Source organism: Sphingopyxis sp. (assembly GCF_035686825.1).
Lineage (GTDB): Bacteria > Pseudomonadota > Alphaproteobacteria > Sphingomonadales > Sphingomonadaceae > Sphingopyxis.
Map to the genome: position 1 here is coordinate 374,799 of NZ_DASRYZ010000005.1, position 15,455 is coordinate 390,253.

Genomic DNA, 15,455 nt, shown 5'->3' on the forward strand with positions numbered 1-15,455 from the left:
TCAGATTGCGATCCCGCGATTGCGGCCAAGGCTCCAGTCGATGCCGCCCGCGGTGGCGGTGCCGGTGACATGCTGCCCGAGGTGCCGGTCGAGGGCCGGGCGCCAGGGCACGAGTTGAAAACCAAGGCCGTCGTCGATCATCGCGAAGCGCCCCGAGGCGAGCGACACGCGCTCGCGGTAGGTCCCGCTCACCGCGTCGCCGGTGGCCGGCGGGCGATGCGCGAGCCCGGTGCGCGCGGCGATGGTTTCGCAAGCCGCCTCGAGGTCGCGCCGCTTCAGCGTTTCGATGAGATCGGGCGCCAGTATGAGCCTGCCGTCCCGACGGCTCGCGAGGCCTTCGCTCGCGAGAAACTCGGCGCGCGCTGCCATGGCGAGGCGAACATCGATGCCGAAGCCCGAGGTTCCTGCCGTGGGCTTCGCCGCGACCAGTTCGCGGTCGAGCCAGGTTGCGCCGCGCGCGGATATCTGGTCGGCGACCGCAAGGTCCGATCGCAGGGCGAGCGAGAGATGCTCGCCGCCGTCGCGTCCTTCCCAGCGCCGTAGCTCGACGACCGCGCCCGGCTTCGCGTCCCCGGTCCATTGGAGATCGGAGAATTTGATGTGATGGGTCCGTCCATCGGTCCCGTCGACGATGGCGAAGGCGGAGCCGGCAAGCTCGTCGTCGAGGCCGCGTGCGACCAGCCGCCCGACGAGGCCCGAACGCTCCGCCTCGCCGTGAAGGGCGAGCCTCGATGCGTCGAAGGAGAGCCCTTGCATGCGCATGGCGCGGTGGACGCCCTTGATGATGTCGCCTCGCTCGCCGAGGTCGCGCAATATGGTTTCGGCGCGCGGATCGATCTCGAATATGCCGGGTCCAAGGCGCGTCGCGAGCCCAAGCGCCTCGAGCTTCGCCGCACGTCCGATGAGATGCCGATCGCGGCCCGGCGGCGAGCTTGGGTCGGGACGAAGATCGACGATCCCCGTTTCGCCGCCGCGTTCGCGCAGGCGCGCGTCGAGCCCGGTCCAGCGCTCGGCGCCCGTCTCCCGCACGAGGCTCGCGTCGATCTCCTGTTCGTTTCGCGGACCGAGTTCGAGGGTCGCGATCTCCGACGCCCGTCCGCGCACGCCTTCCGACATATAGGCGCGGTCGACGACCAAGTCGCTTCCGTCCTCGGCGACGCCGCGCACGAGTATATGGATATGCGGATTGTCGGTGTTCCAGTGATCGACCGCCACCCAGTCGAGCCGGGTCTCGAGATCCTTCTCCAGCCGGCCCATGAGATCGCGGGTGAAGGTCCGAAGGTCCTGGAGCCGCTCGGCATCTTCAGGGCTGACGATGAAGCGGAAATGATGGCGATCGTCGACGCAGCGATCGGCGAAGGCCTCGCGGTCGGCGGCGTCTCCAGACGCATCGAACATCATGGCATCGCGTCCATCGCGGGTGACGCCGTCGCGTTCGAGATAAGCGATATGCCGTGCGAGCGGCGCGGAGCGAAACTGCGCGCCCTTATGCCGGACGATGCGCGCCATGACCGTGACGCGGCGCTGCGCGGGACCCCGCCGCATCGTCGCAAGCGCGGCGCGGCCGCGGCCGTGCCGACCGGTCCCGCTGCGACCGCCGCCGCCACGACGGGAGCGGGTGTAACCCGAGCGGGCGGCTGCCTTGCGCACCTGCGCCGCGAGCCTTTTCCCGCGCCGCGCCGATCCCGATCCAGCGTCGCGCCCCCTTCCCGGTCGCACCCGAAAATCATGCTCGTCGCCGCTCACGGCGCCGGTGCCATATCGTAAGCGCTTGTTCTGCCTCGGAAATCCAGAGGTCGATATGGCAGCCGGAGGGGGGTGCCATACGCATAAAGCGCTGTAATCCAACCACAATCTGACAGCGAGCTGGCAGGTCTTTTATCTTGCCATCCCCCCGAACCCCTTCTGAACGCAAAGCAGTGCCTATCCATGGACCCGCGCACTCCAGCAAATATCGCCAGGACGACCATCACCGATCGTTCCCGGAAAGCGGGACGAAGAGGGGCGAGGGAGCAAGCGCGGAATGCGACGGCCCTGCAGCCGCGGCGTCGCCGCGCTGCACCGAAGTTGCAGCCGGCGTGTCCGATCGCTGCTCGGCGAAGAGCGACGCGCTGCGCCAGCTCGGCGGTTCGGCCGTCCGCGCCATCGTCGCTGACGGAGCAGCCGGCGCACCGAGCCCGGGTGCGATGGCTGCGACATAGGCGACCGTCTCGGCGGGCAAGCCGCGCCGCCCCGCTGCATAGGCGTCGGCGCGGCCGGGGCCCGCATTATAGGCAGCGAGCATGAGGCGAACGTCGCGATATCGGTCCCACATCGCGCGCAGATAGGCCGCGCCCGCGAGGATGTTGGCGCGCACGTCGAAGGGGTCGGACCCGAGACGGTGCTGCGCCGTCAGCATCGCCCAGGTTGCGGGCATGATCTGCATCAGGCCCATTGCACCGGCATGCGAGAGCGCCCGCGGCTTGCCGCGGCTCTCGATATGCATCACGCGCCATATCCAGACCTCCGGAACGCCGAAGCGTTGCGATGCCTCCGCCACATGGGCGGCATAGGGGTGGGCCGCGGCCGTCGGCGCTTCCGCCGGTGCCGCGCCCCATGCCTGGTCTGGGGCGGCGCTCGCCGAGCAGAACAGCAGCAAGGCGAGGCGCACGGCGCGGACGCGCGCCGAGCGAGCCGGATGCATGATGCTCACGCTTGTTCGCGTGGGACGGGACGCGTCCAGAGGAGATGATATTCATCCTCGTTCTGCGTCGAGCGGAGCAGATTGGCGCGCAGCGGAACCGCGAGCGCAGGGTCGTCGATCTGCAGGGCGATATAGGAGCCGGCGCGTTCGCTGCGGCGTTCCCAGCCTGCCCCGATCTCCACGCCGGTATCGGCTTCGACGAGCAGGACCCGCCAGGCCGGTGCATTCTCCGCGTCGTTCGGCTTCGCCGGAACGATCGCGATCATCGCATCGAGCAGCAGCGTCCGGATCTGTCCGGCATAGCCGTCGCCAGCGGTTTGAAAGCTTCCGATAATCATGAGGACATATCCTTTCCTTCGGGGGTGAATGCGGAGCGATCGGCGTCACGGCGCCAGCGCAGCGGCGCGCCGGGCGCATCGCGGACGAGCAGCGGGTGCGCGACGCCGACGACGCCGGTGTCAGGAAGCGGTCCGAAATATCGGCCGTCGAGACTGTCGGGCGCGGGGTTGAGGAGGAACAGTTCGCCGGGGCGCAGGCGGTAGCAGCCGAGCCAGCGCGGCAGCGGCCGCCCGAGGCGGTCCGCGTCCCGCGCGCGTGCTGCCGGCGCGCCGTCGATCGTCACGAAGGTGCCGCTGCGGCAGACGAGCGCGCCTTCGCCGGCAGCGATATGCTTCAGGAGCGGCACGCCGCGCGGCACATAGCCGCGCACTGCGAGACGCGCCGCGACCGCCTCGGGCGGGTGGAAGAGGATGAGGTCGCCGACCGCGGGCTCGGCACCGACATCGACGCGGTAGAAGCCGATCGGAACGCTCGGGCTCGCGTTCCAGATGAGGCGCGGTTGCGGCGCGAGCGCTGCCGCGGCGACGAACAGCGCCGCAAAGAGCGTAGCGCTCGCCGCGGTCGCGCGGAACCAGCGGCGGTTCATGGCGCGATCGCCTTGCGCTGGAGCCAGGCGCGGTGCCGCTCCGGACCATAGGGCCGGAACGGCAGTCCGGCGGCGATGTGGCTGCCGATGTGGCGCCAATGATCGGGGGCCGTCTCGCACGGATCGAGCCCGGCGGCCTCGATCGCATCGATCGCCGAGAGAACCTGCTGGACCCTCGGCCAACCGTCGACGCGCAGCAGGATGTCGCCGCCGGGGCGCACGTAGGGATGCGTCGCGAAGGGGGCGCGCGGCGCGGGCGCCGCGATGACCGAGATGCTTGAGAAGATGGTGCCGAAGTCGTTCGCGCCCCAACGGACGAAGCCGAAGACGGCCTCGGGCCGGAAGGAGACGATGCGCGTCCGGCGGCTGACGATGCGCTCGGCGGCGACGCGGCCGAAACGCAGCCAATGCTCGAGCCGCTGCTCGATCCAGGTCAGCTCAAGGTCGGTGAGACCGCTCGCGGTCGCCGCAACCGGCTGCACGCCGGGAGCGGGCGGGATGTTCTGGGCGGGGCGCATCAGCGGCGGACCGGGCGCGCGGGATGGACGATGCCCTTGCCGGGATCGGATGTCGACTTCTTGCGGCCGATCTCGGCCCAGGCGTCGAGATCAGCGATCGCGTAGACGATCCGCCCGCCGAGTTTGCGGTATTCGGGACCCGTTCCGAAGCAGCGATGTTTTTCGAGCGTCCGGCTCGACAGGCCGAGGTGCAGCGCAGCGTCGGGCGTCTTGAGGTAGCGCGGCGAAATGGGGGTATGCATGTCGCTCAAAAGGGGCCTCCGTTCGCAGCGCCGGGTCCCGTGGCGGGCTCCGGCGGAGAGGCGGCGACATTCGGAAATCGGGACGCGATTTAGGAACGGACAAAGTGACGACGCGCGGAATGTCCCGATCAGGCGGCGCCGAGCAGCTCCTGATAGCCGCCGTCGCGCATCGCGACTGCGGCGCGGTGCCAGCGCGCGATGCGGCGGCGCTCGCTCGATCCGTCCCAGTCGGCGGCCGAGAAATCCTGGGCATCGTCGAGGATGAGGGCGGCGGCGATGTCGCGCGCCGAACGCCCTTCGGCGGAGGCGTCGAGGAGCCGCAGCCACTGGATGAGACGCCAGCGCTCGGATGGTCCGGGGGCGCCTCCCCGCAGGAAGCGGTGCGTCGTGACGCCCGCCGAGAAGCGGCGCTGTACGGCGAGGCTCACGGCCATCCGCAGCTCGCTGTGCGGATCGGCCGGGTTTACATAGGCGAGCCGTTCATCGGCGAGGAAGCGGCGAAGCCAGAGGCGGAAGCGCCGGCCGTCGGCCACGAACACAAGATGCCACTCGCCCGGCAGGATGATCTCGGAGGCGATGTCCGCCGAGGCGATGAGCTCGGCGAGCCGTGGCGCGGCGAAGCCGTCGGGCGCCGGCTCGGCGATGGCGACATGCGCGCAGGCCTCGGGCTGCCAAAGCGCAGGGGATTCAGTGACGGATCGGTCAGGGTCCAGGGCGAAAGACCAACCCCCATCGTCGCGCGAGCCCCGTAAGGCGCGCGGTGCGCCGCCGCGTCGGCGCCAACGCGGCCGAACGATAGGCGCGGCGATAGGCCGGGCTTCGGCGCAGGAACTCCTGCGCGAAATCGGCGCGATCATATGTTTCGAATATTCTCGGAAAATATGGCGATTGCCAATCGACGACCTGATCCATTCGCACCTCCGGCTGATCTTCAGGAATGAAAGCAAAGCCTATCAGCAGCTTGCCCACATCGGCTCGAACATGGTTAGCGGCATGCAAAGGATCATCGTAACGCATTGCGGCGGAGAATCCCCGCGCGAAAAGCCTCAAAATGAGAGTATCGCCGCCCGGCTTGCGGCCGGGCGGCGTGCTCGATCAGTCGCGCCGCTGGGGACGGGTCCAGACGAGGTCATAGTCGCCGTCGCTTCCTTCGAAGAGCTGCGCGAAGAAGGGCGCGGTGAAGCTCGGATCGTCGAACTTGGTCGAAAGATAGGTGCGGTCGTCCTGGCTGGTCTTCTCCCAGGCCGCACCCACCTCGACGTCGCCGACATAGATGCGGTGGGTCGGAGCGCTGGGTTTGGGATTGTCCTCGGGGGCGATGCGAACCGCGTCGACCGAAAGGGCGAGGCTCGCGATTGCGCCCCGATATTCGCCCTTCGCTTTCTTGAAGGTTCCGATCTTGGCCATCTTGAAGTCCTTTCCTTGCTTTCGAGCCGCAGGATCGCGGTCTCGATGCGCATCGGTGGCCGGAAAGGAGGCCGCGCCGCAGCCGCAGGCCCGAAGCGAAGCGGGGGACGGCAGCGCAGCGATTTTCTTGGTCCGCGAGGAACGGCGGCACGCCGGGGGAAGAAAATCGGGGAGCGCCGTTGCGGCCAGCGGGCTCAGCGCAGCGGCTTGCCGGCAGATCGCGCAGGGAAGAGACCGTGTTCCTGCGGCGGGAGCGAGGGACTCAGAGGCGGTCGGAAGCGGGCGAAGCGGACGCCGGGATCGCGGGTGCGCGATCGTCGCATTCCCGGTCGCCGACGCCAATTGCATCCACCGAAGACCCATCAAGTCCCCGGACCGCCGCCACGGCGGCGACGACGGCAGCGAGCATGGGCAGGATCGTTACCAGCATGCCCTCCGTAACGAAGAGCCGCACGATCCCCGTCATGCCATAATAGCCTGCGACCCCCGCCGGGAGGAGGAAGAGCATTGCGACACAGGCTCGCAGCAATGTCGATCCACCGTGCGCATAGAGGTGCCGTCCAGCGAGATGGAGCAGGAGCCCCGCCAGAAATGCCATCGCAAGGGCAGCGCCAATGCCATAGCCGCGGTCCTGAAGCTCGAAGGCGATAGCAATGCCGGCGCCAAGCGGCAGCGCGAGGGCCGCCAGTCGGAACAGAAGCCAGATGAGATAGAGGCCTGCGGCAGCGCCGAGGATAAGCATGAAAGTCACGAGCGTCCTCCTTGGGGACGCGCTCTCCACCACCACCACAGCGCGGTCTGCACCGTCAATTTAGCAGACGACCACCCGCGACGGAACCGGAACTGGAACCATCGCGGGGCAAATTTTGCGGGCTCAGCGGTTGAACGGGTCATATTCGCACACGATGTGTTCGGGGTCGCCGTCGAACTCTTCGATGGGCATCACCGCATAGCCTTTTGTCGTTTCGATAAGGACGATGATCGTCATCATCGTGCGGGCGAGGCTCCAGCCGAGCGATTGAGCGGTGGAAAGCGGCATGGGTTTGGCTCCTGTCCTTTCGGAGCGGGACCGTTCCCGCTCGACAGTCGCCCCGCCGGCCGGGGGCGGGCCGCAATCACCGCAGCAAGGCTGCGGCCGCACGCGAAGCGTAGCGGACCCTTCACGGGTTGATTGAAGGAGGCCCGGCTCCGAGCCCAGGGACCAGCGGCTATCGAGAGCGGGTACGGTTTCGCGGGGGGACGAGAGGCCCTTGCGCCTTCCTCCCGGACCATAATCTGCGTGCCCCGTCGCCCCGGCGTGCGCGAAGAACAGGGAGAATGACGCAATGGCGGGTCAGCGCAGTGAGTTCGGATATTATCCGCGGCCACTCGATATGACGGTCGGACCGGTCTCGATCGCGACCCTTGCCGGTCTCCCGGAGACGGTGGCGGACATCGAGGCCGATCCCGGCCGGGAGGGGAAATGGATCTACGCCCCGCTACAGCCGGTTACCCATCTCGGTGGCGGCACCAGTGTTCGGCCCTATCCCGCGCGCATCTTCGGCCTGCCGAAGACGCACGCCATCGTCCATGCGACGGCGTCGGAGATTGATCAGGTCGACTTCCATGTCTGGAGCCTGTCCTTTTTCAGCGGCATGCGCTTCACGATTACCGAGGCCGGCTTTCTCGATTCGACACCGATCGAGCCCGGGGTTCTCGTCGACTTCGTGCTGATGGGCGGCAGCCTGCCGAAGTCGATCGAACTCGCCGAAGCCTTCTGGATCGATAATCGCGCAGTTCCGGAGCGAGCGCGCATCTGGGTGGCCGCAGTACACGCCCTCTTCATGAGCCAGAATCCGCAACATCTTCAGTTCGAGCGGTTCACGCTGCTCTACACGGCGCTCGATGCCTGCTTTGCCCTCGCAAAGTCCATAAACCCGCCTCCCAAGAACCTCACGCATTCCCAGCGCATCGCGTGGATGTGCGACTGGCTCGGAATGCCGGTTCCCGCATGGGCCGACCCCGCGGGCGGTGGCGGTGCGCAAGTTGCCGGGATGCGCAATCCGACGGTGCATGAAGCCCTCTATATGGGCGAACCGCTCGGCTTTGCGCTGCACGGCGTCGGCGGGGGACCGAACCTCACGCTCGAGATGTCCGGCCTTGTGTCGCGTCTGCTCGTCGCCCTCCTCGGCGCACGAAACAATCGTTACATAAGCTCATCCACAGGCACACGCCAAAGACAGGGACTCGATCTTGGCTGAACGCAGACCGCATAATTTCGCCATCCGCTTCCGCTCGGCGATGCAGGAAAGACGATCGTGACGGAGCCGCAAGGCGTCGCGGGTAGCGACGACAAGGCGGCAGCGCCGAGCGCCAAGGCTGCTCCGGCGGTGCCGGAACGCCAGCATCCATCCATCTTCCACTATCCGATCGACGCCTGCGACGTCAGCGACAAGGCCTCGCTCGAGGCGTTTCGCGATAAGCTCCAGCATTGGTCCGAGCTGTTCGAGCGCGATCCCGATGCATCGCTTGCCGGGCAGTTCGCCGACATGATGTGGTTCGACATAGCCTGGCGCACGGCGAACGAGGCGCGGCAATTCGCTGATGACGACGGCACCCGCGGCTCGACCGCGCCACTGATCGCCATGATGCTCGACCGCGGCTATCTTGCCGGACAGGTCATCGCCATCACCCGGCTGCTCGAGAAACCGCCGGCGAACCAGCCGAAGAAGGCCGTGATCTCACTCCCACGGATCGTCGACGAGATTCGCGCGGCGCGCGAGCTCATCACGCGCGAGAATTTCGTGTGCCGCGACGCGCTGCCTTATGATTATGAAGCGTTGCAGGCGGCGGAGCTGGAGCGGCTTGCCGCCGAAATGGCCGCCAATCCAAACAAGGCGCGGCGCGTAAACCTCAGCCTGTCGGGACCCGAAGGGTTCGACCAGGCGCGTATGGAACATGAGCTGTTTGACCAGTTATCGGGTGTCGCCCCCGAAGACCGGGCGCGCGGCGACCTGATTGGCGAGGCCTTTTTCGACCGGCTTGACGAGCTGCTGGCAAGCACGCCACTTCCCGAGATCAAGGCGCTGCGCAACAAGAGCATAGCCCATGCGGCCGATGCCTTTTCGCGCTCGCAGGCGGCCGGGCTTCGGTCGGGTCTCACCATCCACGATCTCGACCGGGCCCATTATCTGCTGTTCGCAGTGTTCCAGACGCTTTCCGTGGTGCTGTTTGGCCTATCGCGCGCGTCGCCGGTCCCCATACCGCAGCATAATATGTTCGAGCATCTCACCGAGCCCTTTCTTGCCGAGAAGAGGCTCGAGGCGATGCGCGGTTTCTGGGACAAGCACATCGGCGAGCGCGAAGGCTGGATGAACGATGGTTTCCACGAGGTCTTGCCCGACAAGAAAGCGGCGAAAAAGGCCCCGCCCGAAGGCGGGGCCTGATCGATCCGTCAGCTCGGCGGGTTCCAGATAAGCACCTTCTTCATCGAGTCATCGCCGGGCGCGTTGGCGATGTTCGCGTAGATGGTGCCGAATTCGGGGGCCGAGAGAGTGACCGAGACATATTCGGTGCCGTTCGACTGCGACGTGCGGGTCCAGCCGGCGCCGACCTCGTAGCCGTTCTTGCGCGCGATCACGCGGAAGTCGGGCTCATTGTCCTTCACCTTGCGGCCGTTCGGGACGATCGCGATCGGCGCGGTGACCAGAAGGGTCGTCAGCGTGCCTTCGAAGCTGCCGTCGGCCTTGACGGTGAGATTTGCGATGGTGGCCATGTCGTGTCTCCTTGGGTTGCTCGGGACCATCCCCGATGGCGCCAACCGAAGGGCCCGCGAGCCGCCGTCACCGAGCGGTACGCGAGGGCGAACCCCCGCAGGGGGTTGACGGCATGAGGCGAGCCGAGGCCCGCAGTCAGGCAGCCAAGGAGGGAGTGGTCCTGCAACCGGAGCATTTGGCCACCATCAGTGAAAGTCATGGCTCCGGACGCGCAGCGCAGGCTCGCGGCTATCGGGCCCGCCCCCGTTCCGCGCCCCGTCTCCCCGTCCCGGCGCAATGGAAAGCGAGCTGCGCCCGACCTGCCGCAGCATCACGTCATGATCGGTTATCCGGTCACAGATGACATGGATGATCTCGCCCTCCTTCTGAACGCGGCCGCGCATCGCGATCATCGACGCCGCCATGACCTGGCGCCGATAGATGTCGAAGCGATCGGGCCAGAGGATGCCGTTGGCGATACCGGTCTCATCCTCGATCGTGATGAACAGCACGCCCTTGGCTGAGCCGGGGCGTTGCCGGACGAGGATCACGCCGGCGACCTCGATATTCCGGCCATCGCGGATCGAGCCCAGATCCGCGCAGCGGACGATCCCCATCCGGTCCAGCTCCTCGCGCAGGAAACTTAAGGGATGCGCGCGCAAACTCAGTTGAAGCGTGCGATAATCCTCCACCACCTCGCGTCCTTCGGTCATCGGCCGAAGCGCGACCCTCGGTTCGAGCCCTTCGGGCGAGAAGTTCGCCTCGCGCGCGTCGGCGGCCGCGAAGAGGGGCAGCGGCGCCTCGCCGAGGCCGCGGACCTTCCACAGCCCCTGCCGCCGGTCCTCGGACAGACAGGCAAATCCGTCGGCTTCGGCGATCCTTTCGATCGCGGCGCGCGGCACGCCGGCGCGCCGCCATACATCCTCGACGCAATCATAGGGCAGATCGCCGCGCGCCCCGACGATCGCCGCGCCATGAATGTTCGCGAGCGATCGAACCTGGCGGAAACCGAGGCGCACCGCGAGATAGCGCCCGTCGCTCCTTTCCAGCGTGCAGTCCCAATGGCTGTCGTTTATCGACACCGGGCGTACCTCGACGCCATGCTTTTGCGCGTCGCGCACGATCTGTGCGGGCGCGTAGAAGCCCATCGGCTGGGCGTTGAGCAAGGCCGCGCAAAAGACGTCGGGATGATGATGCTTCATCCAGCAGGAGGCGTATGCGATCTTGGCAAAGCTCGCGGCGTGGCTCTCGGGAAAGCCATAGGAGCCGAAGCCCTCGATCTGCTTGAAGGTGCGCTCGGCGAAATCCTTGGGATAGCCCCGCTCGACCATGCCGCCGACGAGCTTGTCGTAGAAATGCGACACGCCGCCGGTGAGCTTGAAGGTCGCCATCGCGCGGCGAAGCTGGTCGGCCTCGACCGGCGTGAAGCCGGCGCCGACGATCGCGACCTTCATCGCCTGCTCCTGAAACAGCGGCACGCCCAGCGTCTTCTCGAGCACGGCGCGAAGCTCGGGCTTCGGATATTCGGGCTTCTCCTTGCCTTCGCGGCGGCGAAGATAGGGATGGACCATGTCGCCCTGGATCGGCCCGGGCCGCACGATCGCAACCTCGATCACGAGGTCGTAGAAGCATTTGGGCTTGATGCGCGGCAGCATCGACATCTGCGCGCGGCTCTCGATCTGGAAGACGCCGAGGGTGTCGGCCTTCTGAATCATGCCATAGACCGCCGGGTCGTCGTCCTGCAGGTCGGCCATGCCCACATCCACCGCCTTATGCTCGCGGAGCAGATTGAACGCCCGGTTCATGCAGCCGAGCATCCCGAGACCCAGCACGTCGACCTTCATGAACTTGAGGACGTCGATATCGTCCTTGTCCCATTCGATGATCTGGCGATCCTCCATGCGCGCCGGCTCGATCGGCACAAGATCGTCGAGCCGCTCCTCGGTCAGCACGAAGCCGCCGGGATGCTGGGAGAGATGGCGCGGCGTTCCGATCAGCTGCCGCGCGAGATCGAGCGTCAGCCGAAGTCGATAATCATTGGCGTTGAGGTTCAGCTCGGCGATGCGCTCCTCGGGGATGCCGTCCATCGACCAGCCCCAGATGAGGCCGGTCAGCATCTTGGTGAGATCCCGCGGTAGCCCGAGCGCCTTCCCCACCTCGGCGACCGCCCCGCGGGTTCGGTATCGCGTGACCACGGCGGTCAGCGCGGAGCGATGACGGCCGTAGGTCTCGTAGATCCACTGGATGATTTCTTCGCGCCGCTCATGCTCGAAGTCGACGTCGATATCGGGCGGCTCCTTGCGCTCGCCCGACACGAAGCGCTCGAAGAGCAGCTCGTGCTTGATCGGGTCGATCGAAGTCACGCCGAGCAGGAAGCAGACGCAGCTGTTCGCGGCCGACCCGCGCCCTTGGCACAATATGCCGCGCCGCCGGCTCTCGGCGACGATCGAATTGACGGTGAGGAAATAGGGCGCGTAGCCGAGCTCGCCGATCAGGCGCAGCTCATGCTCGATCTGTTTCCGATAGGCAGGCGGCACGCCGCCCGGAAACATCCGGTTCGCTCCTTCCTCGGTCAGCGCCGCCAACGCCTCCTGCGCGGTGCGGCCTTCCATCACCTGCTCATAGGGATATTGGTAGCGGATCTCGCCAAGATCGAAGCCGCAGGCTGCCGCGATGTCGGCGGTCGCCGCGATCGCGTCCGGGAACAGCGCGAAGCGCCTTTCCATCTCGGCCGGGCTCTTCAGCGCCCGGTCCATGAAGCGTTCGCGCTTGAACCCGAGTGCATCGACCGTCGTCTTCTCGCGGATCGCGGTCAGCACGTCCTGCAGCGGGCGCCGTTCGGGCGCATGGTAGAGGATGTCGCCGAGCGCGACGGCCCGCACTCCCAATTCCTGCGCGAGCGCGTCGAGCGCGCGAAGCCGCGCGAAGTCGCCGGGGCGCCGCCGCAGCGCCAGCGCGAGATGGGCGCGCGCGCCGAAGGCGCCCTGCAGCTCGGCGAGATCGAGCCGCGCCCGCTCATCGGCTTCACCGGGCAGGAGGATCGCGACGAGGCCCTCGGCCGAAGACGCGACGTCGGGCCAGTCGAGCCAGCAATTGCCCTTGCCGCCCCGCGCCTTTCCCAAGGAGAGCAGCCGGGTCAGCCGCGACCAGGCCGCGCGATCGGTCGGATAGAGGAGGATCGAACGCCCGTCGCGCAGGTCGACGCGCGTCCCGGCGATCAGCCGGACGCCCGTCCCCTCCTGTCCCGACAGGCCGCGCACCATGCCGGCGACACTGCCCCGGTCGCAAAGCCCGAGGGCCGAATGGCCGAGGGCAGCGGCGGCCGCGAACAATTCCTCGGGCGAAGAGGCCCCCCGCAGAAAGGAAAAATGGCTCGTGGCGTAGAGTTCGACATAGGTCGTAACGGGGTCCGTCATCCGAACACGCCGTGCATGTACCAGCTGAGATCACCCGTCTTGTCGGTGATCGCGTCGCCGCGGCGGAAGAGCCAGAAGCGCTCGCCGCTTGTCGCCTCGACCCGGAAATAGTCGCGAACCGCCCACATCTCGCCGGGACGACGCCACCATTCGCCATGGATGCGCTCGGGGCCGTCGCCCGCGACCACGGCATAACTCCGCCCGCGCCAAGCGAAGCGGCGCGGCGGATGGTCGGGAAGCAAGGCGACGACGCCTGACAGCGCTTCGGGCCGCGCGAGCATCCGGATCGGCCGCGGCCAGACGGGCCAGCCGGCAGGCTGGGCCAAAGGCCCGGCGCGCGAGATCGCGCGCTCGGGGACATCGCTTTCGATCGCTGACAGGCGGAACAGCGCGGCATCGCCGGCGCGGCCGGCCAGCGCATCGACGAGCGGAGCGAGGTCGGGCGCCTGGCGTGCCGTGTCGAGCACGGCGGCGATCGCCTCGGGCGCCAGCGCTTCGACCTGCGGCGCCGCGAGAACCATCGTCTCGATCCCGAGCCCCGGCTCGATCCGGTCGATCCGGAGCCTGAACAGGCGCAGCAGATGTTTCGCGTCGCGCGTCGCGCGCGCCGTCCCGACGGTGACGAACTGCGCGCCCATGTCGAGCCGGTCGCAGCGCAAGACGAGGCTCCGCACGCCGAGACTGCGCTCGCGCAGCGCGAGCACGAGATCGCCGAGCAGGTCGGCGATGACCTGCTCGATCGCTTCGGCGGTCCCGATCGGTTCGAGCAAGGAACGGCGCGCCTCGGGCATGTCGAACGGCACGACGGGAACGATCGGCTCGGGTACGAACCCCCGCGCCTGGTCGAGCCGCTCGACCGCGCCGCGCCCGAGCCGCCGGGCCAAAGGCCCGCGCGGCATTGGATAAAGGTCGGCGATCCGCTCGATCCCGAAGCGTGCCGCCGCGGCGAGCGCCTCCGGCGCCAGCCGGAGCGCCGCCAGCGGCAAAGGCGCCAGCGCCTCGCTCTCGCCTCCTTCCGGCAAGATCCGCACGCCCGCGCCGCCATAGCGTGCGAGCGCGTGCGCGGCGCCCGGCGTGCCGGCGATCGCGACACGCGCGGTGAAACCGAGGCGCCGCAGAAAACCGAGCAAACGCGCCGCGAAACGCTCTTCGCCGCCGAAGAGATGCGTCGTGCCCGACAGGTCGAGCCACAGCCCGTCGGTTCCCGACACCGCCGCCGTCGGCGTCCAGCAGCGGGCGGCGTGGAGCGCAAGGCGATCGAGCCACGCGCGATCGGCGTCGGGTGCGGCGTCGAGTAGGTCGAGATCGGAGACCAGCGCGCGGGCATGGGCCGCCGCCATGCCGGGCACGAGGCCGAGATCGAGCGCCGCCGGACAGGCGGCCGTCACGACGTCGCGCTGGCCGGTTCGCGCGACGACGATCGTCGGACGGAGGCCCCAGAGCGGCGGCAGCGGCGCAGCGATCCCGCCCGACGTCCCGTCGTCCGAGCGCAACGCCCGGAATACCGGTGCGGCAGCTTCGCTCCGCCGTCCCAGCTCGCGCATCGTCGGTCGCTGGTGCGCCGGGAGGGCGTCGAGCGACGGCTCGCCGGAGTGCGTGCCTTGCGCCCAGCGCGCGCCCGGACGCCAGCCGCCGCCGCGCGGCACCGAACAGGTGCCGGGATTGTCATCGACAGGCTCGGGGAAGCGCGGACCAGCCCGCGCCCGCTCAGGCGGCGTGCCCGAATGCGACGGTGTCCGTTCTGCCCGGCGCAACCGCTCGATCGGCAGTTGCGGCAGGAAGAGCGAGGCGACCCTGGTCATCGCACGCCTCCAGTTGGAGGGAAAAAGGCGGCCCGCCGCGCTGCCGGACCAGCTCGACATTCCAGCGCCCGCGCCCGACACCGGGAGAGGCGAGGCGGCCCGACGACAAGGTGCCGATGCGCCAGCGGGTCATCGCGAGCGACGGATCGGTGAGCGGGCATTGGCCGTAACGCCGGTACCGGCGATAGAGGATCATCGGCGTGTTGCCCTCGGATGCGGCCAGTTGCAGCCGGCGCGTCGCGGTCTGATCGGCCGCTTTCACTTCGGCAACGACGCAGGCGAGCGAACCATCGCGCAGCGCGTCCTCGCACAGCGCCAGCAGTTCCTTGTCGGTCCTGCCTTGAGCATAGAGAACGCGGTCCGGACCGAGCCCCGCCTGTTCGAGACCGGGGGCATAGAGATCGAACCGCGTGAGCGCCCAGAGCGCCGACACGTCGGGCGCCGCCGCGAAGCGCGACGCGATTCCCGCCGCGAAGAGCGTTGCCGCAGCGTCGTCGCTCCAGCTTGCCGAGGCGCCCGCGACCTCATGCAGGCCTGCGCCATCGAGCCCGCCGCCAGCGAGAAGATGATCGACCGGCCCGACGCCGAACGGCAGGACCGGCCCGCGTGAGGCGGCCACACGCGCCACCGCCGCGCGAAGCACGTCGATATCTCTGGCACTTGGCCGAGGTGCAGATTGGGGCATCGTGCTCATGGGAATATCGACTCAAATGTTCCCTTTATGTTCC

The 15,455-nt window shown here is 68.0% G+C and carries 17 protein-coding genes; 2 read left to right on the forward strand and 15 right to left on the reverse strand.

Annotated elements, in window-relative coordinates:
- The 11 genes from VFG17_RS12810 to VFG17_RS12860 all read right to left on the reverse strand — a co-directional run bounded on the left by VFG17_RS12810 (position 1) and on the right by VFG17_RS12860 (position 6,814).
- Positions 1-1,746, reverse strand: coding sequence for a relaxase/mobilization nuclease domain-containing protein (locus VFG17_RS12810; protein ID WP_325029852.1), 1,746 nt, complete (start codon positions 1,744-1,746; stop codon positions 1-3).
- A gap of 223 nt (positions 1,747-1,969) precedes the next feature.
- Complete coding sequence (locus VFG17_RS12815) at positions 1,970-2,683, reverse strand: lytic transglycosylase domain-containing protein (protein WP_325029891.1); 714 nt, start codon at positions 2,681-2,683, stop codon at positions 1,970-1,972.
- Positions 2,684-2,688: 5 nt separating this feature from the next.
- Complete coding sequence (locus VFG17_RS12820) at positions 2,689-3,021, reverse strand: DUF736 domain-containing protein (RefSeq protein WP_039579016.1); 333 nt, start codon at positions 3,019-3,021, stop codon at positions 2,689-2,691.
- Positions 3,018-3,608 (reverse strand): S26 family signal peptidase, encoded by a 591-nt coding sequence (locus VFG17_RS12825; RefSeq protein ID WP_325029853.1) that lies wholly within the window; start codon positions 3,606-3,608, stop codon positions 3,018-3,020. Before VFG17_RS12825 ends, VFG17_RS12820 begins: the two co-directional genes overlap by 4 nt.
- Positions 3,605-4,126: a DUF2840 domain-containing protein gene (locus tag VFG17_RS12830; RefSeq protein ID WP_325029854.1), complete on the reverse strand. Its 522-nt coding sequence runs from the start codon at positions 4,124-4,126 to the stop codon at positions 3,605-3,607. The genes VFG17_RS12825 and VFG17_RS12830 overlap by 4 nt, the downstream gene beginning before the upstream one ends.
- Positions 4,126-4,368, reverse strand: coding sequence for a helix-turn-helix domain-containing protein (locus VFG17_RS12835; RefSeq protein WP_325029892.1), 243 nt, complete (start codon positions 4,366-4,368; stop codon positions 4,126-4,128). The genes VFG17_RS12830 and VFG17_RS12835 overlap by 1 nt, the downstream gene beginning before the upstream one ends.
- A gap of 128 nt (positions 4,369-4,496) precedes the next feature.
- Entirely contained in the window at positions 4,497-4,901 is a 405-nt protein-coding gene (locus tag VFG17_RS12840) for a DUF2285 domain-containing protein (protein WP_228383939.1), read from the reverse strand.
- A gap of 169 nt (positions 4,902-5,070) precedes the next feature.
- A complete protein-coding gene (locus VFG17_RS12845; protein WP_325029855.1) occupies positions 5,071-5,385 on the reverse strand; it encodes a transcriptional regulator domain-containing protein in 315 nt (104 codons plus the stop codon).
- Positions 5,386-5,463: 78 nt separating this feature from the next.
- A complete protein-coding gene (locus tag VFG17_RS12850) occupies positions 5,464-5,775 on the reverse strand; it encodes a DUF736 domain-containing protein (protein WP_325029856.1) in 312 nt (103 codons plus the stop codon).
- Positions 5,776-6,037: 262 nt separating this feature from the next.
- A complete protein-coding gene (locus tag VFG17_RS12855; protein WP_325029857.1) occupies positions 6,038-6,526 on the reverse strand; it encodes a hypothetical protein in 489 nt (162 codons plus the stop codon).
- A gap of 123 nt (positions 6,527-6,649) precedes the next feature.
- Complete coding sequence (locus tag VFG17_RS12860) at positions 6,650-6,814, reverse strand: hypothetical protein (protein ID WP_162928261.1); 165 nt, start codon at positions 6,812-6,814, stop codon at positions 6,650-6,652.
- 286 nt (positions 6,815-7,100) lie between these two features.
- On the opposite strand from VFG17_RS12860, the gene VFG17_RS12865 reads away from it, so the two are divergent.
- Both VFG17_RS12865 and VFG17_RS12870 read left to right on the forward strand, forming a co-directional pair.
- The gene (locus tag VFG17_RS12865) at positions 7,101-8,015 is read left to right on the forward strand and encodes a hypothetical protein (protein ID WP_325029858.1); all 915 of its coding nucleotides are present in this window, start codon (positions 7,101-7,103) and stop codon (positions 8,013-8,015) included.
- A 57-nt stretch (positions 8,016-8,072) separates the two neighbouring features.
- Positions 8,073-9,200, forward strand: coding sequence for a hypothetical protein (locus tag VFG17_RS12870; protein ID WP_325029859.1), 1,128 nt, complete (start codon positions 8,073-8,075; stop codon positions 9,198-9,200).
- Positions 9,201-9,208: 8 nt separating this feature from the next.
- Here the strand turns inward: VFG17_RS12870 and VFG17_RS12875 are convergent, their stop codons facing one another.
- The 4 genes from VFG17_RS12875 to VFG17_RS12890 form a co-directional block, all read right to left on the reverse strand.
- Complete coding sequence (locus VFG17_RS12875) at positions 9,209-9,529, reverse strand: DUF736 domain-containing protein (RefSeq protein WP_325029860.1); 321 nt, start codon at positions 9,527-9,529, stop codon at positions 9,209-9,211.
- Between the two features lie 186 nt (positions 9,530-9,715).
- Positions 9,716-12,925 (reverse strand): error-prone DNA polymerase, encoded by a 3,210-nt coding sequence (locus VFG17_RS12880; RefSeq protein ID WP_325029861.1) that lies wholly within the window; start codon positions 12,923-12,925, stop codon positions 9,716-9,718.
- Positions 12,922-14,727, reverse strand: a complete 1,806-nt coding sequence (locus VFG17_RS12885; protein WP_325029862.1) for a DUF6504 family protein — start codon at positions 14,725-14,727, stop codon at positions 12,922-12,924. Before VFG17_RS12885 ends, VFG17_RS12880 begins: the two co-directional genes overlap by 4 nt.
- The gene (locus tag VFG17_RS12890) at positions 14,633-15,412 is read right to left on the reverse strand and encodes an ImuA family protein (protein WP_414712952.1); all 780 of its coding nucleotides are present in this window, start codon (positions 15,410-15,412) and stop codon (positions 14,633-14,635) included. The genes VFG17_RS12885 and VFG17_RS12890 overlap by 95 nt, the downstream gene beginning before the upstream one ends.
- Positions 15,413-15,455 lie beyond the last annotated feature (43 nt).

Coding starts and splice junctions, on each gene's coding strand:
- VFG17_RS12815 (WP_325029891.1), bottom strand. CDS start 2,683: ATGCATCCGGCTCGCTCGGCGCGCGTCCGCGCCGTGCGCCTCGCCTTG.
- VFG17_RS12820 (WP_039579016.1), bottom strand. CDS start 3,021: ATGATTATCGGAAGCTTTCAAACCGCTGGCGACGGCTATGCCGGACAG.
- VFG17_RS12825 (WP_325029853.1), bottom strand. CDS start 3,608: ATGAACCGCCGCTGGTTCCGCGCGACCGCGGCGAGCGCTACGCTCTTT.
- VFG17_RS12830 (WP_325029854.1), bottom strand. CDS start 4,126: ATGCGCCCCGCCCAGAACATCCCGCCCGCTCCCGGCGTGCAGCCGGTT.
- VFG17_RS12835 (WP_325029892.1), bottom strand. CDS start 4,368: ATGCATACCCCCATTTCGCCGCGCTACCTCAAGACGCCCGACGCTGCG.
- VFG17_RS12845 (WP_325029855.1), bottom strand. CDS start 5,385: ATGCGTTACGATGATCCTTTGCATGCCGCTAACCATGTTCGAGCCGAT.
- VFG17_RS12850 (WP_325029856.1), bottom strand. CDS start 5,775: ATGGCCAAGATCGGAACCTTCAAGAAAGCGAAGGGCGAATATCGGGGC.
- VFG17_RS12860 (WP_162928261.1), bottom strand. CDS start 6,814: ATGCCGCTTTCCACCGCTCAATCGCTCGGCTGGAGCCTCGCCCGCACG.
- VFG17_RS12865 (WP_325029858.1), top strand. CDS start 7,101: ATGGCGGGTCAGCGCAGTGAGTTCGGATATTATCCGCGGCCACTCGAT.
- VFG17_RS12875 (WP_325029860.1), bottom strand. CDS start 9,529: ATGGCCACCATCGCAAATCTCACCGTCAAGGCCGACGGCAGCTTCGAA.
- VFG17_RS12880 (WP_325029861.1), bottom strand. CDS start 12,925: ATGACGGACCCCGTTACGACCTATGTCGAACTCTACGCCACGAGCCAT.
- VFG17_RS12885 (WP_325029862.1), bottom strand. CDS start 14,727: ATGACCAGGGTCGCCTCGCTCTTCCTGCCGCAACTGCCGATCGAGCGG.
- VFG17_RS12890 (WP_414712952.1), bottom strand. CDS start 15,412: ATGCCCCAATCTGCACCTCGGCCAAGTGCCAGAGATATCGACGTGCTT.